Source organism: Lysinibacillus sp. BSL11, assembly GCF_052928325.1.
Map to the genome: position 1 here is coordinate 85165 of NZ_JAVGCX010000002.1, position 17718 is coordinate 102882.

Sequence of the window (17718 nt, forward strand, 5' to 3'; positions counted from 1 at the left end):
ACTGTATTCATACATGATTATAACCAAAAAATCAGTTTTTCACCCAAAAAACAAAAATAAAAGGACTTTTCGCATAAAAACGAAAAGCCCTGCGTATATTTTTTGCATTTTTTCTGAATTTTATCACTATAAAATAAATGTTACTAAACCACGATCCCCTTCATTAACCATACGTTCAATCGTCTGACGCATACGTTTTTTAGCAGTATGTGGAACTGCATCCATTTTATAGCGAATCCCCTCTTTTAATACTTCGTGCAATGGTGTGCCAAATAATTGTGTATTCCATAAGGCATCACGATCATGTAAATAAGCATGATTTAAATCTTTTAAAAGTTGCTGACTATGGAACTCTGAGCCAATTAACGGTGCAAATTCTGACTCCATATCAACCCGGATAATATGATAGGATGGTGCTTTTGCCTTCATTCGTACACCAAAGAAATTATTCTGTTTAATGAGCTCTGGGGCTGTTGGCTCAAATTCCTGCATCATTGGCAATGTCACCCCATATCCTGTCGTATCAGCATCGTGAATAGCACTTTTAAAGCGTTTTTGGGCCTCTTTTGCCTCTGCCGCCTCTTTGATAAAGAGTAACCAATCTTTTTTCGTTTCAATTGGTTCTTCTAGCCATTCATTACAAACTGATTTATACAATTCACCTTGTAGGGATACACGGATTACAGCTGTTCCTACACCTGCATCTACATGAACAACCTCACTTTGGTCAATAAAGTCAATCGCTTTGAAGGCATCTGACGCCTGTTGCACATCTCGAATTTTCATCACAGAAGATAGGACTTCCTCCATCGAATCAATCAATGCAACATTTAATGGATGTGTAGCATCTAATACATCCAGCCAGTCTGGTTTTTCCACTTCAATGGTACGAATTGGGAATTCAAATAACGCCTCTTGTAAAATATATTGAATATCCGCTTCTCTCATTTGATCAATGGACATCGCAATAACAGGTACATTGTAACGTTCAAACAACTCATTGCGAAGCTGAACCGTTTCTTCTCTCGCTGGCATTTGGCAATTGAGTAAGATGACAAATGGTTTGCCGATTTCTTTTAATTGCTCTACAATTTCCTCTTCTGCCTTCTCTGCTGCTCGTCGACTGATTCCGTTCACTGTACCATCAGTCGTTACGACAATACCAATATTCGCATGATCGCGAATCACCTTATCTGTGCCAATTTTAGCGGCTTCCTGAAATGGAATTGGCTCCGTATGCCAAGGAGTATGAACAAATTTAGGTCCATTTTCATCTTCATAGCCTTTTGTCCCATCAATAATATAACCCACACAATCTGCTAATCGAATTTGAAATGGCATTTCATCGTCACCGACCACAATACGGGTTGCTTGGGCAGGCACAAACTTCGGCTCAGCAGTCATAATGACTGGCCCCGGAGAACTTTGTGGCAACTCATCTTGTGCTCGCATTCTTTCCGTTTCATCCACAATGTTTGGTAACACGACTGATTCCATTACCTTTTTTACAAATGTTGATTTACCTACACGTACTGGACCGACAACACCAATATAAACATCGCCATTTGTGCGCTCTGCAATTTCTCTAAATACTGCTTCACTCAAGGTTTCTGCCTCCTTTATCTACGCTTTTTCACTATATGCGAGCCTGTAGACAAATATGAAAAAGCCCCTCACAAATGTAAGGAGCTTGTTTGCTATTTTTCTTTTTTCTCGGCGGCTTCTGCCTCTTGTTTTTGTTGTTCTTTCGCCTTTCTGACATCCGTATTATATGTTTTCATATCATAGATAGGCTCTCCATTCTCGTCCACTGTATAGGGAATAGAATAGGCAGGGACCACTGGAAATTTGTCGACAAGCAGTTGGCGAATATCATCGCCTGGCTTTACATTTGGCTTATCTTCTTTTAATAGCTGTCCTAAATCCACAGCATAGTCTACATGTAATTCACCATCACCAGTCATGAAAAGTGGTAACTCGACGCCAGAATAGGGACTTTTTACAGTTACCTCTGTTTTATAACCCAAATCTTTATAGTTGATCTGATAAACATTATCTGAAATTGACCCTTTTATTGGTAAATACTGTGTAGATAGTTTACGAATACCTATTTCACGTATACGCTCTGCCGCATTTAAATCTACTAATTTGACGGTTGCCTCATTTTCAGGGTCCCAAATGATATATTGATATATACCACCTTTTTCATAGGCATTTCCAGGGATTGTCGCCAAATACTTCGGCATAAGTTTTTCAAAATCGATTAAATATTTGATATAGATATCCGTATCTAGCTCGCTATTTTTAATTGGTACTAGTCCACCTGTTGCTTCACGATATTCATCCACGGCACGTTGAACTGCAGCTAGTTGATCGACATCAGGTGTGACCTTAGCCCTTTTTTCGTCTTCTGGGTACGCACATCCTACTAACAGTATCGCGGTTGCAAATACCAACAGCAAAGCACTTAGTTTTTTCATGTTACTGACACCTCATTATTTTTTATGCTGGCCAAGTGGCAACTACAAGTACCATTAAAAATGTGCCAAGTCCAAACAGTATGTATGCACATAAATTTACGACTGTTCGTAAAAATACATTTGAAATCTTATTTCGCGCTAAATAAATTAAGCCGACTGATATAATCATAAATGCGATGCAATAAAACGACACCCACATTACATCAAGCGCAGGCATATGAGCTAACGGGCCCATTTCAAAAAACCACCTTTCTTTGAATGTCAAGACACAATCAAAGTATATTATACTATGTGCTTTTGCTAAAAAGAAATAGTTGTCCTATAACTATCAAGAAATGGACAACTCTTTTAGCATGTATTTCTATTCAACTAGTGGCACACAATAAGGCGTCTCAACAGATTCGTTGAGACACCTTATTTATGTCCATTTTATGACAAGTCTAATCAAAAAATTAATATTAATGCTTCATATCGTCTATTTCTCGTTTTTTCATACGCATCATTAAGGCATCTACTGCCACTTTCGGTTCAACATCATTAAATAGCACACTATAGAGCTCTGTGGAAATCGGCATGGCGACACCATATTTCTCTGCTAATTGATAGGCTGCCTTCGTAGTACGGACTCCTTCAACGACCATGCCCATTTGATCCAGCACTTCTTGTAGCTTCATACCTTGCCCTAACATATTTCCTGCACGCCAGTTCCGCGAGTGAACACTTGTACAGGTTACAATTAAATCCCCCATACCTGTAAGCCCTGAGAACGTAAATGGATTACCACCCATTTTTACACCTAACCGTGAAATTTCTGCAAGACCTCGCGTGATAAGTGCTGCTTTCGCATTGTCTCCATAATTTAAGCCATCAGTAATACCTGCCGCTAAAGCGATAACGTTTTTCAACGCTCCTCCTATTTCCACACCAATGATATCTTCATTTGTATAGACGCGAAAGAACTGATTCATAAATAAATCCTGTACCTTTTCAGCAGCATCAATATTGGCACAAGCTGCCGTAACCGTAGTAGGATGATGCAGCACCACTTCTTCTGCATGACTTGGCCCAGAAAGAACAACAATTTCTTCCACATACACAGCTGGTAAGCTCTCTGCTAAAATTTCAGATATTCGTTTTAATGAGTCAGGCTCAATTCCTTTCGAAACATGGACAAACAACACTTTTTTTGTTAATTCAGCCGTTAGTTTCTCGCATACTTCACGAATCGCTTTGGTTGGAACAGCCACAACAATGGTTTCTGCATGAGTAGCTACCTTCGCCATATCACTCGTCGCATGTAAATTTACAGGTAGAATGGTTTCTGGTAAATATTTTTTATTCGTATGCAGTTGATTGATTTCTTCTGCCTGCTCAGCTCTATGTGTCCATACAAGCGTATCATGTCCATTTTCCGCTAGTACCATTGCCAGTGCAGTACCCCATGAGCCTGCCCCTAACACACAAACTTTTTCCATAACAAAATCCTCCCTTTGCTGGGTTGTCTATTAAGTAAGTTCTTTCTTGTAAAAAGACGCCACCCAACAATAATGTCGGGTTGGCGTATTGTATGTGTATAGCTATTGCCTTAAGCACGCGCACGTGTAATTAAACGAATTGGCGTCCCTTCAAAGTCAAATGTTTCGCGAATACGATTTTCTAAGAAGCGTTCGTATGAGAAATGCATAAGCTCAGGTTCATTCACAAAAATAACGAATGTTGGTGGCTTAATCGCTACCTGAGTAGCATAGTAAATACGTAAACGACGACCTTTATCTGTCGGTGCAGGATTACGAGCCACTGAGTCCTCAATCACTTCATTTAAAATAGAGGATTGAATACGCATCGCATGATTCTCGCTGACACGTTGGATAATCGGTAAAATCTGATGCACGCGCTGTTTTGTATTCGCCGACACAAAAATAATTGGGGCATAATCTAAAAATAGGAAATGCTCACGAATTTGCTGTGTAAAGACATTCATTGTTTTTTCATCTTTTTCAATGGCATCCCATTTATTCACAACAATGATCACAGCTTTTCCAGCCTCATGTGCATAGCCAGCGATTTTTTTATCTTGCTCTTGAATACCTTCTTCTGCATTCAGCACTACTAAAACAACGTCTGAGCGTTCAATAGCACGTAGCGCACGTAACACAGAATATTTCTCGGTTGTTTCATAGATCTTTCCTTTTTTACGCATACCCGCCGTATCAATAATGACATATTCCTGTCCATCATATGCATAAGGCGTATCAATCGCATCACGTGTTGTCCCTGCAATATTACTAACAATAACACGTTCTTGCCCTAGGAAAGCATTCACTAAAGAGGATTTTCCAACATTCGGACGACCAATTAAAGAGAATTTAATGACATCATCACCATATTGCTCTTCATCTTCTTTTGGGAAATGTTTTGCACATTCGTCCAATAAATCCCCTAAACCTAAACCGTGGGAACCTGAGATTGGCCAAGGTTCACCGAAGCCAAGTGCATAAAAATCATAAATCATTTCACGCATATCAGGATTATCAATTTTATTAACCGCTAATACGACTGGTTTTTTTGTTTTGTATAGAATTTTAGCAACTTGCTCATCTGCTGCCGTTACCCCTTCACGACCATTTGTCATGAAAATAATAACGTCAGCTTCATCAATGGCAATTTCAGCTTGTTGACGAATCTGTTCTAAAAACGGCTCGTCCCCTATTTCAATGCCACCTGTATCAATAATATTAAAATCGTGTGTTAACCACTCTGCCGAACTATAAATACGGTCCCGTGTTACGCCTGGGATATCCTCCACAATCGAAACGCGTTCTCCAACGATACGATTAAAAATCGTCGACTTACCTACGTTCGGACGACCTACGATGGCTACTACTGGTTTCGTCATCTGTACTTCATCCTTCCAACTTCTTGTCTTTCGCTATTATACACGAAAAATGCCATTATATCATATCATATCATATCCATAATGTAGAATGCTATGTATGGTGATAAACGGTGTTACCTCATTTTTTAAGCGTGCTATCAGATGTCATAAAGGTTTTATCGCCTTTTTAATTAACTATCCTTTATTTTGAGAATCTTACCCGCTGCTGCTAAAACCTTATCCTTTAATTCAAAGATTTTACATTTCTTAGTCGCTATCCTTCACTTTAGGATTCTTATCCGCTACTTTTAAAGTTTTATCCTTTAATTCAAAGATTTTATCCTCTCCTCAATTGCTATCCTTCACTTTAAGATTCTTATCCGCTACTTTTAGAATTTTATCCTTCATTTCAATGATTTTATCCATTTCTTAATTGTTATCCTTCACTTTAGAATTCTTATCCGCTACTTTTAAAGTTGTATCTTTCATTTCAAAGATTCTATCCTCTTTATAATTGCTATCCTTCACTTTAGGATTCTTATCTGCTACTTTTAGAGTTTTATCCTTCATTTCAAAGATTTTATCCTCTTCTTAAAATCCTTCACTTTCATAATCCTATCAACCACAAAAATAGCGAGGATACATTTATGCATCCTCGCTGTATACATTATTTAAAGTTTTTTAGTTTATCGCCAATGACATCACCGAATGAGAAGCCTGTATTCTCTTCAGGTAATTCATAGTCGATTACTTCTTCTGCTTCTGGATTTTCTAGTAATTCTTTAATACTTAGGGCTAGACGGCCTTCGTCAGCATTGACATCAAGGACCTTCACCTGTACTTCTTGTCCCTCTTTCAATGCTTCATGAGGCGTGTTAATGTGCTTATGCGCAATTTGCGATATATGCACTAAACCCTCCACGCCTGGGAATACTTCCACAAATGCGCCAAATGAAGTAAGTCGCTTCACTCTACCGTCTAAAATAGTGCCTTTTGCGGCACGTTCTTCAATATTGGACCATGGTCCAGGAATAGTTTCCTTAATAGATAAAGAAATTCGTTCATTTTCTGGGTCCACTGATAGAACTTTTACTTTTACATCTTGTCCTTCAGCTAAAACCTCACTCACATCACTCACATGCTCATGTGATACTTGCGAGATGTGTACAAGACCGTCAATACCACCTAGGTCGATAAATGCACCAAATGACGCGAGACGCTGTACTTTACCATCCAATACATCGCCAGCTTTTATTTGATTAATCACATTTTTCTTTTGTGAAGCTTTCTCTGCTTCAACCACTGCTCGATGAGATAAAATAAGGCGATTCTTATCCTTATCAAGCTCAACAATTTTAAAGCTTAATGTTTGCCCTTTATAGCCTTCAAAATCATCAACGAAATAGTCCTCTACAAGCGATGCTGGTACAAAGCCACGTACACCTAAATCTACGACAAGACCACCTTTAACAATATCCTTTACTTCCGCTTCAAAAATTTCCTCAGCGGCAAATTGCTGCTCCAGTGTATCCCATGCTTTTAAAGCATCCACTTTACGTTTTGATAGGACAAAGTTTTCTTCTTCAACCTTTGTAATCATCAACTCTAATTCATCTCCAACTGAGATGACATCAGACGCTTTCTCAATGTGTAAGCTTGATAATTCACTAATCGGTACAATACCATCAAACGGTGCACCTGGAATTGATACAGATACTGCCTTTTCATCAACTTGCGCGGCAATGCCTTTGACGATATCACCCTCGTTAAACGTTTGTTCTGCATAGTTCATTTCTTCAGACATATGTAACCCTCCTTCGCATCTTCCCTTACTATTTTATTCGATATTGAAGACAAAGACAAAAATAAATCCTTTAAATTCAAAAAATGTCTGAAATTTTAGGATTTATAGCATTTTTTCTTCTGCTAATTTTAAAATAGCTTGTGCTGCATCATCAATGGACAATGCTGTTGTATCTAAAAAGATCGCATCTTCAGCTTGAATCAGTGGCGATGCTTCACGCTCGCTATCCTTTTTATCACGTAGTGCAATTTCTTCCTGAAGTTTTTCAAGAGAGGAGTCAATTCCTCTTTTTTGATTATCAATCAAGCGTCGTCTAGCACGCTCCTCTACTGTTGCAGACATGAAAATCTTTAGTTCTGCATCCTTTAAGACATGTGTAGCAATATCGCGGCCATCCATGACAACACCACCATTAGCTGCAAGTTTTTGCTGTTGGGCAACTAATAGTTCACGAACCTTCGCATGGGCAGCTACTTGTGAGACTGATGAAGTGACCTCATTAGAGCGTATTTCCGCTGACACATTGTGACCATCTAAAAAAACAAGCTGTCCCTGAGGTGATGGTTTTAATTCAATTGTGCTTACTTCAAGCATCTCTGCTAATTTTGCTTCATCATCTAAATGTATGTTTTGTTGCATCGCTTTATACGTAACTGCTCGATACATTGCGCCTGTGTCAATGTAAGTAAAGCCAAGTGCTTCAGCAACAATTTTCGCGATTGTACTTTTGCCAGCACCAGCAGGCCCATCTATCGCAATTTGAATGTTTTTCTTCATATTCTTCCCTACTTTCTGCACCTCTTATTGTATCATATAACCTCAAAAAAGCCCTCTACTAGGAGAGGGCTTCATCAAAATATTCATAAAGGAAATTAAACATTAAAAGGGTTCATTTCTTTACGACGATTGACTAATTGACGTTCAAAGCAAAAACGGACGATATGCTGTTGATCGACGTCATCTGTATCTGTTAGTTGGATTGTTGCAATGCGTTTATCCTCTTTTTCAAAAATACGTACGATCAGCGCTTCTGTAATGACATACTTGACATCTCCATTGGCAAATGGCAATACAATGGTTAGTTTTACTTCATCACCCTCAGTGAAAGCTACTTGACCTTTCAACATGACAGCTAGGCCTCCTGCACTAATATCCACAGTCACAAGTTGATATTTATAGTCTTTCAACTGAATAGCAACGTCTACTTGTGTCTCTACACGAACATATTCTCGTCGCTGAATTTTTATAAACTCCTCTGGTGTTGGACAATGCAACATAATCATTGGTATATTACCTGCTTTACGGCCAACTACCTCTGTATTAAAGGCAAAGGATTGCTTATCCTCAGTACGAAAAGTTGCTCTAAATTCTGAGCCATCTATTAAAAATGCCGTTTTCTTTGTTACCATATTAACCGGATAATCAATATAAAGAATATTATCTTTTTGCTCTACAACTTTACAGCGGAATTTCTCCAACCGTTCTGTATAAGTTGGTTCAAGTTGTAATTGTGTACCAATTTTTATTTCCATGAGCATCTCCCCGTGCGAAAAATATAGTTTAATTATCTCATGAGAAGCTTATTTTGGCTATAAAAATTGGTAGTATTTTCATGTCAAGTTCATACAGAGCGGAGGCATCATTGATTAAGTTAGATATTCCACTTTTAATACATTATGGTTTTCCGCATCAATTACAATTCTAAATGTTTCCTGCGTATTACCATCACGCAATGCAATGACCTCATAGCAAAGACGTTGCTCAAATTGTCCATTATCTGTGTAGATATTTTTTACCTCTTGTACTTGAATATCGTCTTGGAAGAACGTTTTCCAATCAATCGGCTTAGCTGTTTGCTTTTTAATATTTTCTTCTTGAATATATTCCATTGCATTTGCACCTAACAGCTCACCTGTATCTTTCGCTACTTTCAATTGAACACCATCAGCGTAGATTAACGCATTATCTCCAGGATGGACACGAGCAAATGTCACATGCCAAGCTTGATGATTTTCGCGTGATTCCACATAGGCTACATCTTTCATGCCTAACTTCTTCACATATTCCTGCGCTTTTTTCATAACTTCCTCTTGTGATAACTTGGCTTCATCCACAGGACGTTCTACTAAATAGGATAATAAATGTCCACCCTTTTCTGTTAGATCAACATACCCTAATCGAATCCCTTGGTGGAATTGGATATGATAAAAAGGATATGGTGCTGTATCACTACTTTTTGTAACTGTAAATGTAGCATCTTTAATAACTGGGAATAAGTATTTCACTTTTTCTAGTGCTTCTTTTTCGGTAATAACCGCATCCTGTAATGCCTTTAACTCAATTTTTTTCTGCCAATCAGATTCAGATAAAGTTAACGGGAAATCCTTTTCGCCGTAGCCCTTTAATGTATCTTTTACAGTATCAAATTGGCTATTTGGATTTTTATTGTCCACTTGCTGTAGCCAAACATCCATTTTTCCATCATGCTTATAGAAATCGACGGTTGCAGCTGTCCATTCATCGGAAAGAGATTGTAAATTTGTTGAAACCTGGGGCATTTTTTCACGCCAAGCTTCATAATCCCCTGTTTTCGCTGTCCTTTTTGCTTCATCGCCAAGTCGACCTAGATAGTTCATCCATTCGCTTGATAGCTCTTGTCCTATTGGAATATTCGCAATAGAAGAACGAACTTCTGAGCTTAAACGCCAAACCGAATCTAGTTCATTGTGAATCGCCTGCTCATCTTGAAACAACAGGGATTGTGATACCGAGCGTTGAAGATGGGAAAGTTTTTCAGATGCATCCGTTAACTTATCTGTATATTGTGCTAGCACGGTACGTTGTAAATCTTCTTTATCTCCATGCAAATCAATGCTGTAAGCCCCTAACCCAATAACGGCAATCGTTAAGACCACGAGCCAAGTTTTCATCTAGGTTCCTCCTTTCTATGAACAGAAAATATGCTCTCCAATTTGTTTGATTTGTGGACGTGACCAAATCCATTTGCTCGTTGCAGTTTTTGGATTGAAATAATACAATGCATTTTCTGAAGGGTCCCAGCCGTTCATGGCATCAATAACCGCTTCTTTTGCTCGCTCATTTGGCTCAAGCCAAATTTGTCCATCTGCAACGGCCGTAAATGCTAACGGTTGGAAAATGATCCCTGAAATAGTATTCGGGAAATCTGGGCTTTCCAAACGATTCAAAATAACTGCAGCAACTGCTACTTGTCCTTCATATGGTTCTCCCCTTGCCTCTCCATATACCGCATTCGCCATTAGTTGTAAATCACGCTCTGTATATTTGGGAGGAACTTGTGTCTGTGTTCCATTATTATTACTACTTCCACTACTATTGCTAGTGCCACCACTAGTATTCTTTTTCACTTGCTGATCAAGTGGCTTCCCACCATAATAAGTAAATTGATTCCCTGCATTTAATTGAGCTTTCACCCATTTTTCATCATAATCTGAATTGCCCGTTAATGCTTTCTTTGTCTTAGCGCCTGCAATTCCGTCTACTGGTAACCCATAATTTTCTTGGAAATTACGTAAAGCCCAGTATGTGTTGTAGCCAAATTTTCCATCAATTTTACTCTTATAAAAACCTAAGTATTGTAGCCTCGCTTGCAATTCAACGACATCATCTCCATATGCACCCCGAGTAATTTGCTGATCGCTAAATGCATTGGCATCATTTTGAGGAATCGCAATTATACTAATTCCTAATATCAAAGCAAAAAGTATGCTTACTAAACGCACTTTTATCACTCCTTTTTTTTATAGCTTGAAACAAAAGGAGTAATTTATACATGATAAAAATGAAATAAAGCGTAGAAATCTTTGACGATTTCTACGCTTTATATTTTCTTTTGCATATGCAAATGCTGCACCAGATGATAATGTGCAAGCTTCACTTTGCGCAAGCCAAACCACCATAAAAACAACATAAAAGGAATCATTAAATAAACCCAGTGACCTTTGAATGATAATATTGTATTGTATAGAATGTGAAGTACGACTGGTGCACAAAGCGCCATAGCAATCATTTCTTTTGTCTTAACAAGTTTCGAAAACTTAGCCCGTCCATAATAATAGCCCATTACGACACCGAACAAAGCATGACTTGATACTGGTAATAAGGCTCGCATAAATGCCGTGTCTAAGCCAAATGAAAGTAGATAAAGAACATTTTCAATCGTAGCAAAGCCGAGCGAAATGCTTGCCCCATACAATATACCATCGTAAGGGTCATCAAATTCTATATGATTATAGATGGCAATTAATAGCACAAACCATTTAAAAAATTCTTCAATGACACTTGAAAATAGTACGTCTTGAAGATAAAGATATCGAAAAACCCCTTCCTCTGTTAATACATACTGTAAAAACATGATTGGGAACGTTAAAAATGCGCCGTATAAAAACGTTTGTAGTAAAGTTCTTCTTGGCTCCGTAGCCATCTGATTGCGCAAATAGAAATAACTAAAAAGCGCTAGACCGGGAGCAATGGCAGCAGATAATAAAATGATCATGATGCCGGCTCCTTTCAACAATAGACTGCTATTATTATACCATGTAATGACAAAAAAACTTTTTAAAAGGAGATTTATTTTTTATGAAAAAAACAATTTTATTAATTCATACTGGCGGCACAATCTCCATGGCAATGAGTGCTGAAGGAGCGGTCATGCCAAATAAGGAAAATCCTCTAATGATGGAAAGTAATAAACTCGCTTCACTAGCAAGCATTATAGAAATAGAAGCTTTTAACCTTCCTTCTCCACATATTACGCCGAAAGAGATGCTTTTATTGCGTAACTTGATTTTGGAACAAATTGACGCACAGCCAATTGACGGCGTGGTCATCACACATGGTACAGATACATTGGAAGAAACCGCCTATTTCTTAGAGCTAACAACGAATTTAGCCATTCCTATTGTGCTAACAGGAGCTATGCGTTCATCTAACGAACTTGGAGCAGATGGGATTTATAATTTAGTGGAGGCAGTCCGAGTAGCTGTTGATGAAGAAGCACGTGATAAAGGTGTGCTTGTTGTGATGAATGATGAGGTTCATCTTGCTGTAAATACAACAAAAACAAGCACAAGTTCAGTGAATACTTTCCAATCTCCACAATATGGACCGATTGGACTTATTACTAAATCCCGAATCTTATTCCATCACGCACCAATTCGTCGACAATATGTAGATGTTAACAATTTATCCAAGCGTGTCGCCATGCTAAAAGTGTATGCTGGTATGGAAGAAGATTTATTGGATGTCGTGCTTGCATGTAAATATGATGGTGTTGTGCTAGAAGGACTAGGTCAAGGGAATGTCCCACCATCTGTTGTAAAGGGAATTGAAAGCCTTATACAGCGAGACATCCCAGTTGTACTTGTTTCCCGCTGCTTTAATGGAATTGCAGAAGGTGTTTATGGCTATGTGGGTGGTGGTAAAATGCTAGAAGACTTAGGCGCCATATTCGCCACAGGTATTAATGGCCAAAAGGCACGTTTAAAATTATTAATAGGCCTTAACACAACTGGCTCGCCTTTAAATTTAAAGGACTTTTTCCTGTAATATTTTTCCTCACACCTCGATCACCTGTTCATAATAGCTCAGTATCTCGCTAAGTCGAGCAAAAGCTTCATCAAAATCTGGTTGTATCACAGAAAATTGAATGAAATTCTTTTGACGTAAATACTGGCTTTCACCATGAACGAATAGTCCATTTAATGCTAAATCCATAAGTAGGTTAGCATAAGTATTAGGCAATTGAACCGTTATCAGCATCGGATATTGAATTGTTGGATATTGAAATTGCATGATTGGTAGCTGCAGTAGCGATTGAAAGCGTTGCTGTAGCTGCTCATAACGTGCTGGATAGGCTTGCAATGCCGTCTCCACATTGCTCAGTAATACAGCAGGTAATGTAAATGGTATGGCATCTTGCTGATAATTTGCTAAATCAAGATAAGCGGGTAGATCGGCAGATGAGGGTACAAGTGATTGCGAAAATACAAATGCTAGCCCACTTAATGCACCAATGGCCTTACCACTCACAGCCGTAGCTAAATAGCAGTCCTGTAAAGAAAACGGCATGGCACCGAACGAACTAATACAATCTATACATAACTTTACATTGTATTGTTTAGCAAGCTTTTTAAGAATATCTAAGTTATTACAAGTTCCCGTGGAAGTCTCACCATGCACTGCCAACATCCACTGATAAGACCCCGTCTCAAGCTTTGAAGCCAGTTCTTTGTCATCAAATACCGTTCCCCACTCTTTTTCTACCACCTCAAACTGTAATGACCAACGAGCGGCTTGCTTCCGTAAACGCTCACCGAATTCTCCATTTGTTAGAATAAGCCCTTTTCCTAATTGCTGTGCCTTTAGTTGTGCAAGCATCACTTCATTTGCTAGCGTTCCCGTCCCTACAATTACACCAACATGATTGGCCTTCGATAATTGCAGCAACTTCTTCTGCACGCGTTCATAAAGCGCATAAAAAGCTAATGAACGATGTGATAATTCTGAATAAGCAATTGTCTCTAATTGCTTCACTGGTCCAGGATAAAATGTAGAGGGTTCCGTCGTTAGTCTATGTTGTAATGATTGTTCAAATTCATGCCTAGTGAGCACCATCGGTAAAAACATCGCCCCCTCTTCCCCGACAGCTGGCGCAAACTGCTTAAAACCCATCTGCTTATATAGTTTTTCCTCTCTCGTTGTACCTGAAATCACTGCCGCAGAATAGCCTTTTTCGTAGGCGAATGTAGTTAAGGCCTGAGTAAGCTTCAATAGAACTCGACCCGTTCGATAACCTTTCTTCACGGAAAGCAAACGAATTTCACAAAGCTTCTCACAATTTTCCTTCGATAAATACTGCTCGACCTTACCAATCTTTTCATCAATAGAAAATGGTCGTTGATCTCTAAACGCCACCATGCCAATTAATTCTGTTTGCTTATAAACAACGACATAGGTATTCTCCTGATGAAATCGGTCAACTTTTTTTCGCGATGCATTTACCTCATGCTGAGGAATTTCTTCTACAAATGTTTCATAATTCAATCGAGCAATCGCCTCAAATTCCTCATTTGTCTTGGCAATTTTACACCAATACATTTCCTTCACTTCCCTCTTTTCAATGATTCCTGAATATTAGACATATGCTTAATAAGCATACACACGATGGCCATGATTAAAAGTACATATGGCTCTAATTTCCCTGCTTGTATAATTGCGGCTATATAAAAAACAAAGCCACCAACCATGCCAAGTGTCAGACTTCTAGTAAATGCAGATATAAGTGCTGTACCAATGATCATCCATAAAAAAAGACTTGGCGATAAGGCAAGACCCACACCAATAAAAGTAGCTACACCTTTCCCTCCATTCCATTTCAGCCAGATCGGAAATAGATGCCCTATGATCACCCATGCAGCTCCGCCAATAACGACCCATTCATCCAGTTGCCACATGCGTCCTAATCCGACAACAAGTACACCTTTTAATGAATCGCCAAGAAGCGTCAAAATAAACGCTGTTTTCCCAATCACACTTCCTGCATTACGTGCGCCTAAATTTTTACTCCGCTCTTCCTGCAAATTGACACCGTATATCTTACCAACGAAATAAGCCGTCAAGATGTTTCCTATTAAATAACTCAAGAGCCAATACAAGCCAATCATTGAGTTGCCTCCTTGCTAAAAAGGCCGTATAAGCTACATGCCTATACAGCCTCGATCATTATTTTTTTCTCTGCTCAATAATTCGGGCGATACATTCGCCATGGAAACGACCATTTTCAATAAAAATTTCATTGGCATTATTTCCTGCAGCAATAACACCTGCAATGAATAGTCCTTCAACATTGGTTTCCATTGTTTCAGGCGTAACATAAGGGCGACCCGTTTCTTCCTCTATCTCCACTCCCATCGCTTTGATAAAGGAGTGGTCAGGATGATAGCCAGTCATAGCAAAAACGAAATCATTTTTTACTACTTTCTCTTGGCCCTCTACTTCTAAAACAACTTCATGCTCTCGTATTTCCAATACATTTGTATTAAAAAGCATGTCAACTTCTCCAGTTTTGACTACCCCTTCAAATTCGGGCAATACCCATGGCTTGATGCTTGAAGAGTATTCGCTACCACGATAGGCTACGGTTACACGAGCACCCGCTTTATTTAATTCTAACGCGGCATCAATCGCTGAATTTTTGCCACCTATAACTAGAACATCCGTATCAAAAAATTCATGGCCCTCTTTAAAGTAATGGAAAACTTTAGGCAACTGCTCACCATGGATATTTAAATAATTCGGATGATCATAATAACCTGTTGCAATGACAACATAGGGCGTTTCATACGTTTCCTTCTCGGAGGTAACAGTGAACAAATCATTATTTTTTACAACACTTTGTACTTTTTCGAAGCGATTAACTTGTATATTTTTTAAACGGACGACCTCTCGATAGTAGACAAGGGCTTGATTGCGTTTCGGCTTACGTCCTTCAATAATAAATGGTACATCACCAATGGCTAACCGTTCACTCGTACTAAAAAATGTTTGATGTGTAGGGTAATGATAGATGGCATTGACGATATTTCCTTTTTCAATCACAATAGGTTGTAAACCAATATTTTGCAAAGCTATTGCTGCTGCTAAGCCACATGGGCCTCCTCCAACAATAATTGCATCTGCTTGCTGCATTTCTTGACACTCCAATCGAATTTGAACAGCAACAATTGCTGCTCCATGCTTTCACATTATCATAGAATAGACGATACCTTTTTATTATACGCTTTCTCACACGTTTTGGTTGTTTATTTACTCGAAATATCAATATCAATTATATGACATTGGGGCTTTGCACCAAATCGAAAAGGTACTAATGTCGTCCCATAGCCATTGCTTACTAATGTCATGACACCATCACGCTGACGATAGGAACCATTTGGATGGACACCATATGGGCCGAATCGGATTTGCCCTCCGTGTAAATGTCCCCCCATCATTAGATCCGCACGGAACTTAGCCCGAACTTTCGCAAAAACCTCTGGATTATGAGCGATGAAAACAACGAAATCCTGATCTCCTATCTTTGCAAAAGCTTTTTCAAAACTATATTCTTTTACGGTTGTATCCTCAATGGCACTTAACCAAAAGCTATTTTTAAGCGGCAGTTGTACGGCATCATTGACAATAATTTGAACATGGTATGCCTGTAAAATGTCCTTCAGTCTTTCTTCCCCAATTTCTCTGTCATTATTGCCCCAAATAAAATAGGTTGGTCCAAGGGACGTTAATAATGTTAAATTTCCATGAATGCGATCAATCGGTGTACGGCTATCCGCAAAATCACCGCCAATAATTACTGCATCAAAATGATGTCCCTGTAACTGTGCAATCATTTTCTTACTTATTTTACGTAAATGAACATCTGAAATAAAAAATAATCGTACCTTCTCCTGTTCACCCTGTAATGAAAGCTGGTGAGACAATACATTATTTTCATGTGCCACCTTCCACATATAAAGTAGAAGGGCGATGACTACCAAAAGAAATAGCCCTAAATATAGCATTTTCTCACTTCTCCTTACGACAGCAAAAAGGCGATTCTTCTTAAAAAACGAATCGCCTTTTTGCTAAATCAGACGTACGTTTTGGTGTGAACGTTTGTCTGTAATTTTATACTAGAAAAACTATATAACGAAAGAAAAATTCTATTAAGGTAACTTAATGACTTGCCCCACCATTACAGTATTAGAGGACATCCCATTAGCAGCACGAATTTTAGCTAAAGTCGCTTCACTGCCATCGCCATAGTGATTTAATGCAATTCGGTATAAGTTCTCATTTGCTTTTACAGTATGTGTCGTTGCTTTAGCATTTTGTTTTGCTTCTTCCGCTTTTCTAGCCTCTTCTGCTTTTCTTGCTGCCTCTGCTTGTTGTTGAGCTATTCTTGCTTCTTCAGCTTTTCGAGCTTCTTCGGCTTTTTTTGCTTCCTCTGCCTTTTTCGCCTCTTGAGCCTTTTTCGCTTCTTCAGCAGCTTTTTGCTCCGCTGCTAATTTATCAGCATCTTTTTGAGATTGCTCTTGAGCCTTCTTATCCCCCTGAGCGTCTTGACCCTTATCATCTTTATCCTTATCTTTATCTGACGCAGATGCTTCTGAAGGATCTAATTCGACAACCTGTTCAGCTGTATCCTTTTCGGCTTGTTCAATTGTTTTTCCAGGTTCATAAAATTTCCAAAAATAAATAAGAATTGTTAATGGTATCAAGATAAAAATAACAAAAAGAATCGTCATTAACGGTGTCTTACGTTTCGAATTTTTGGGCTTTTTGTCTTTATTACCGTTTTTATTCATTCTGGAAACTCTTGATAAGGATTGCTGTTCTTTTTGCTCATCTTCAAATGATTGACGATGCTCTTCTATTTTATCGCGATAATCTTCTTTATTCATTCGCCTTTCCCCCAACCTTACTACGCTTTCTATCATCTCTATTATGACGAATTTTAAGAAAAAAGTAAATGACCGTCA

Annotated in this window: 18 protein-coding genes; 1 reads left to right on the forward strand and 17 read right to left on the reverse strand. The window is 38.6% G+C overall.

The genetic code is table 11. The annotated features are described in order from the left end of the window. Positions 1-126: 126 nt before the first annotated feature. From spoIVA to prsW, 12 genes are all read right to left on the reverse strand, one after another. Positions 127-1605, reverse strand: a complete 1479-nt coding sequence (gene spoIVA / locus RCJ95_RS03070; RefSeq protein ID WP_004232609.1) for a stage IV sporulation protein A — start codon at positions 1603-1605, stop codon at positions 127-129. 92 nt (positions 1606-1697) lie between these two features. Beyond that, positions 1698-2480, reverse strand: coding sequence for a hypothetical protein (locus RCJ95_RS03075; RefSeq protein WP_369354418.1), 783 nt, complete (start codon positions 2478-2480; stop codon positions 1698-1700). Positions 2481-2502: 22 nt separating this feature from the next. Further along, positions 2503-2715, reverse strand: a complete 213-nt coding sequence (locus tag RCJ95_RS03080) for a DUF2768 domain-containing protein (RefSeq protein ID WP_004232605.1) — start codon at positions 2713-2715, stop codon at positions 2503-2505. A gap of 223 nt (positions 2716-2938) precedes the next feature. Further along, entirely contained in the window at positions 2939-3955 is a 1017-nt protein-coding gene (locus RCJ95_RS03085) for an NAD(P)H-dependent glycerol-3-phosphate dehydrogenase (protein WP_446721880.1), read from the reverse strand. Positions 3956-4065: 110 nt separating this feature from the next. Next, positions 4066-5376, reverse strand: coding sequence for a ribosome biogenesis GTPase Der (gene der / locus RCJ95_RS03090; RefSeq protein WP_004232601.1), 1311 nt, complete (start codon positions 5374-5376; stop codon positions 4066-4068). A 408-nt stretch (positions 5377-5784) separates the two neighbouring features. Continuing rightward, a complete protein-coding gene (locus RCJ95_RS03095) occupies positions 5785-5925 on the reverse strand; it encodes a hypothetical protein (protein ID WP_446721881.1) in 141 nt (46 codons plus the stop codon). Positions 5926-6022: 97 nt separating this feature from the next. Continuing rightward, positions 6023-7159: a 30S ribosomal protein S1 gene (rpsA, locus tag RCJ95_RS03100; RefSeq protein WP_048389803.1), complete on the reverse strand. Its 1137-nt coding sequence runs from the start codon at positions 7157-7159 to the stop codon at positions 6023-6025. Positions 7160-7261: 102 nt separating this feature from the next. Beyond that, a complete protein-coding gene (gene cmk / locus RCJ95_RS03105; RefSeq protein ID WP_004232599.1) occupies positions 7262-7936 on the reverse strand; it encodes a (d)CMP kinase in 675 nt (224 codons plus the stop codon). A 95-nt stretch (positions 7937-8031) separates the two neighbouring features. Beyond that, entirely contained in the window at positions 8032-8691 is a 660-nt protein-coding gene (locus RCJ95_RS03110) for a flagellar brake protein (protein WP_066037612.1), read from the reverse strand. A 114-nt stretch (positions 8692-8805) separates the two neighbouring features. Continuing rightward, positions 8806-10089, reverse strand: a complete 1284-nt coding sequence (locus tag RCJ95_RS03115) for a PepSY1/2 domain-containing protein (protein ID WP_004232596.1) — start codon at positions 10087-10089, stop codon at positions 8806-8808. Positions 10090-10104: 15 nt separating this feature from the next. After that, entirely contained in the window at positions 10105-10920 is an 816-nt protein-coding gene (sleB, locus tag RCJ95_RS03120; protein ID WP_004232594.1) for a spore cortex-lytic enzyme, read from the reverse strand. 98 nt (positions 10921-11018) lie between these two features. Next, positions 11019-11693 carry a glutamic-type intramembrane protease PrsW gene (gene prsW / locus RCJ95_RS03125; RefSeq protein WP_004232588.1) on the reverse strand — a complete coding sequence of 225 codons (675 nt, stop codon included), beginning with the start codon at positions 11691-11693 and terminating at the stop codon, positions 11019-11021. Positions 11694-11776: 83 nt separating this feature from the next. Between prsW and RCJ95_RS03130 the strand changes: the two genes are divergently transcribed. After that, a complete protein-coding gene (locus RCJ95_RS03130; protein WP_221680597.1) occupies positions 11777-12745 on the forward strand; it encodes an asparaginase in 969 nt (322 codons plus the stop codon). A gap of 9 nt (positions 12746-12754) precedes the next feature. Here RCJ95_RS03130 and RCJ95_RS03135 read toward each other — a convergent pair whose 3' ends face one another. The 5 genes from RCJ95_RS03135 to RCJ95_RS03155 all read right to left on the reverse strand — a co-directional run bounded on the left by RCJ95_RS03135 (position 12755) and on the right by RCJ95_RS03155 (position 17640). Beyond that, a complete protein-coding gene (locus tag RCJ95_RS03135) occupies positions 12755-14296 on the reverse strand; it encodes an aminotransferase class V-fold PLP-dependent enzyme (RefSeq protein ID WP_446721882.1) in 1542 nt (513 codons plus the stop codon). Between the two features lie 5 nt (positions 14297-14301). After that, positions 14302-14862, reverse strand: a complete 561-nt coding sequence (locus RCJ95_RS03140) for a glycerol-3-phosphate acyltransferase (RefSeq protein WP_257521449.1) — start codon at positions 14860-14862, stop codon at positions 14302-14304. Positions 14863-14920: 58 nt separating this feature from the next. Further along, the gene (locus tag RCJ95_RS03145) at positions 14921-15886 is read right to left on the reverse strand and encodes a YpdA family putative bacillithiol disulfide reductase (protein WP_257521448.1); all 966 of its coding nucleotides are present in this window, start codon (positions 15884-15886) and stop codon (positions 14921-14923) included. A gap of 113 nt (positions 15887-15999) precedes the next feature. Next, positions 16000-16758, reverse strand: coding sequence for a metallophosphoesterase (locus RCJ95_RS03150; protein WP_221680593.1), 759 nt, complete (start codon positions 16756-16758; stop codon positions 16000-16002). A 144-nt stretch (positions 16759-16902) separates the two neighbouring features. Further along, on the reverse strand, positions 16903-17640 hold the full coding sequence (locus tag RCJ95_RS03155; RefSeq protein ID WP_221680592.1) for a LysM peptidoglycan-binding domain-containing protein: 738 nt from the start codon (positions 17638-17640) through the stop codon (positions 16903-16905). Positions 17641-17718: the final 78 nt, after the last annotated feature.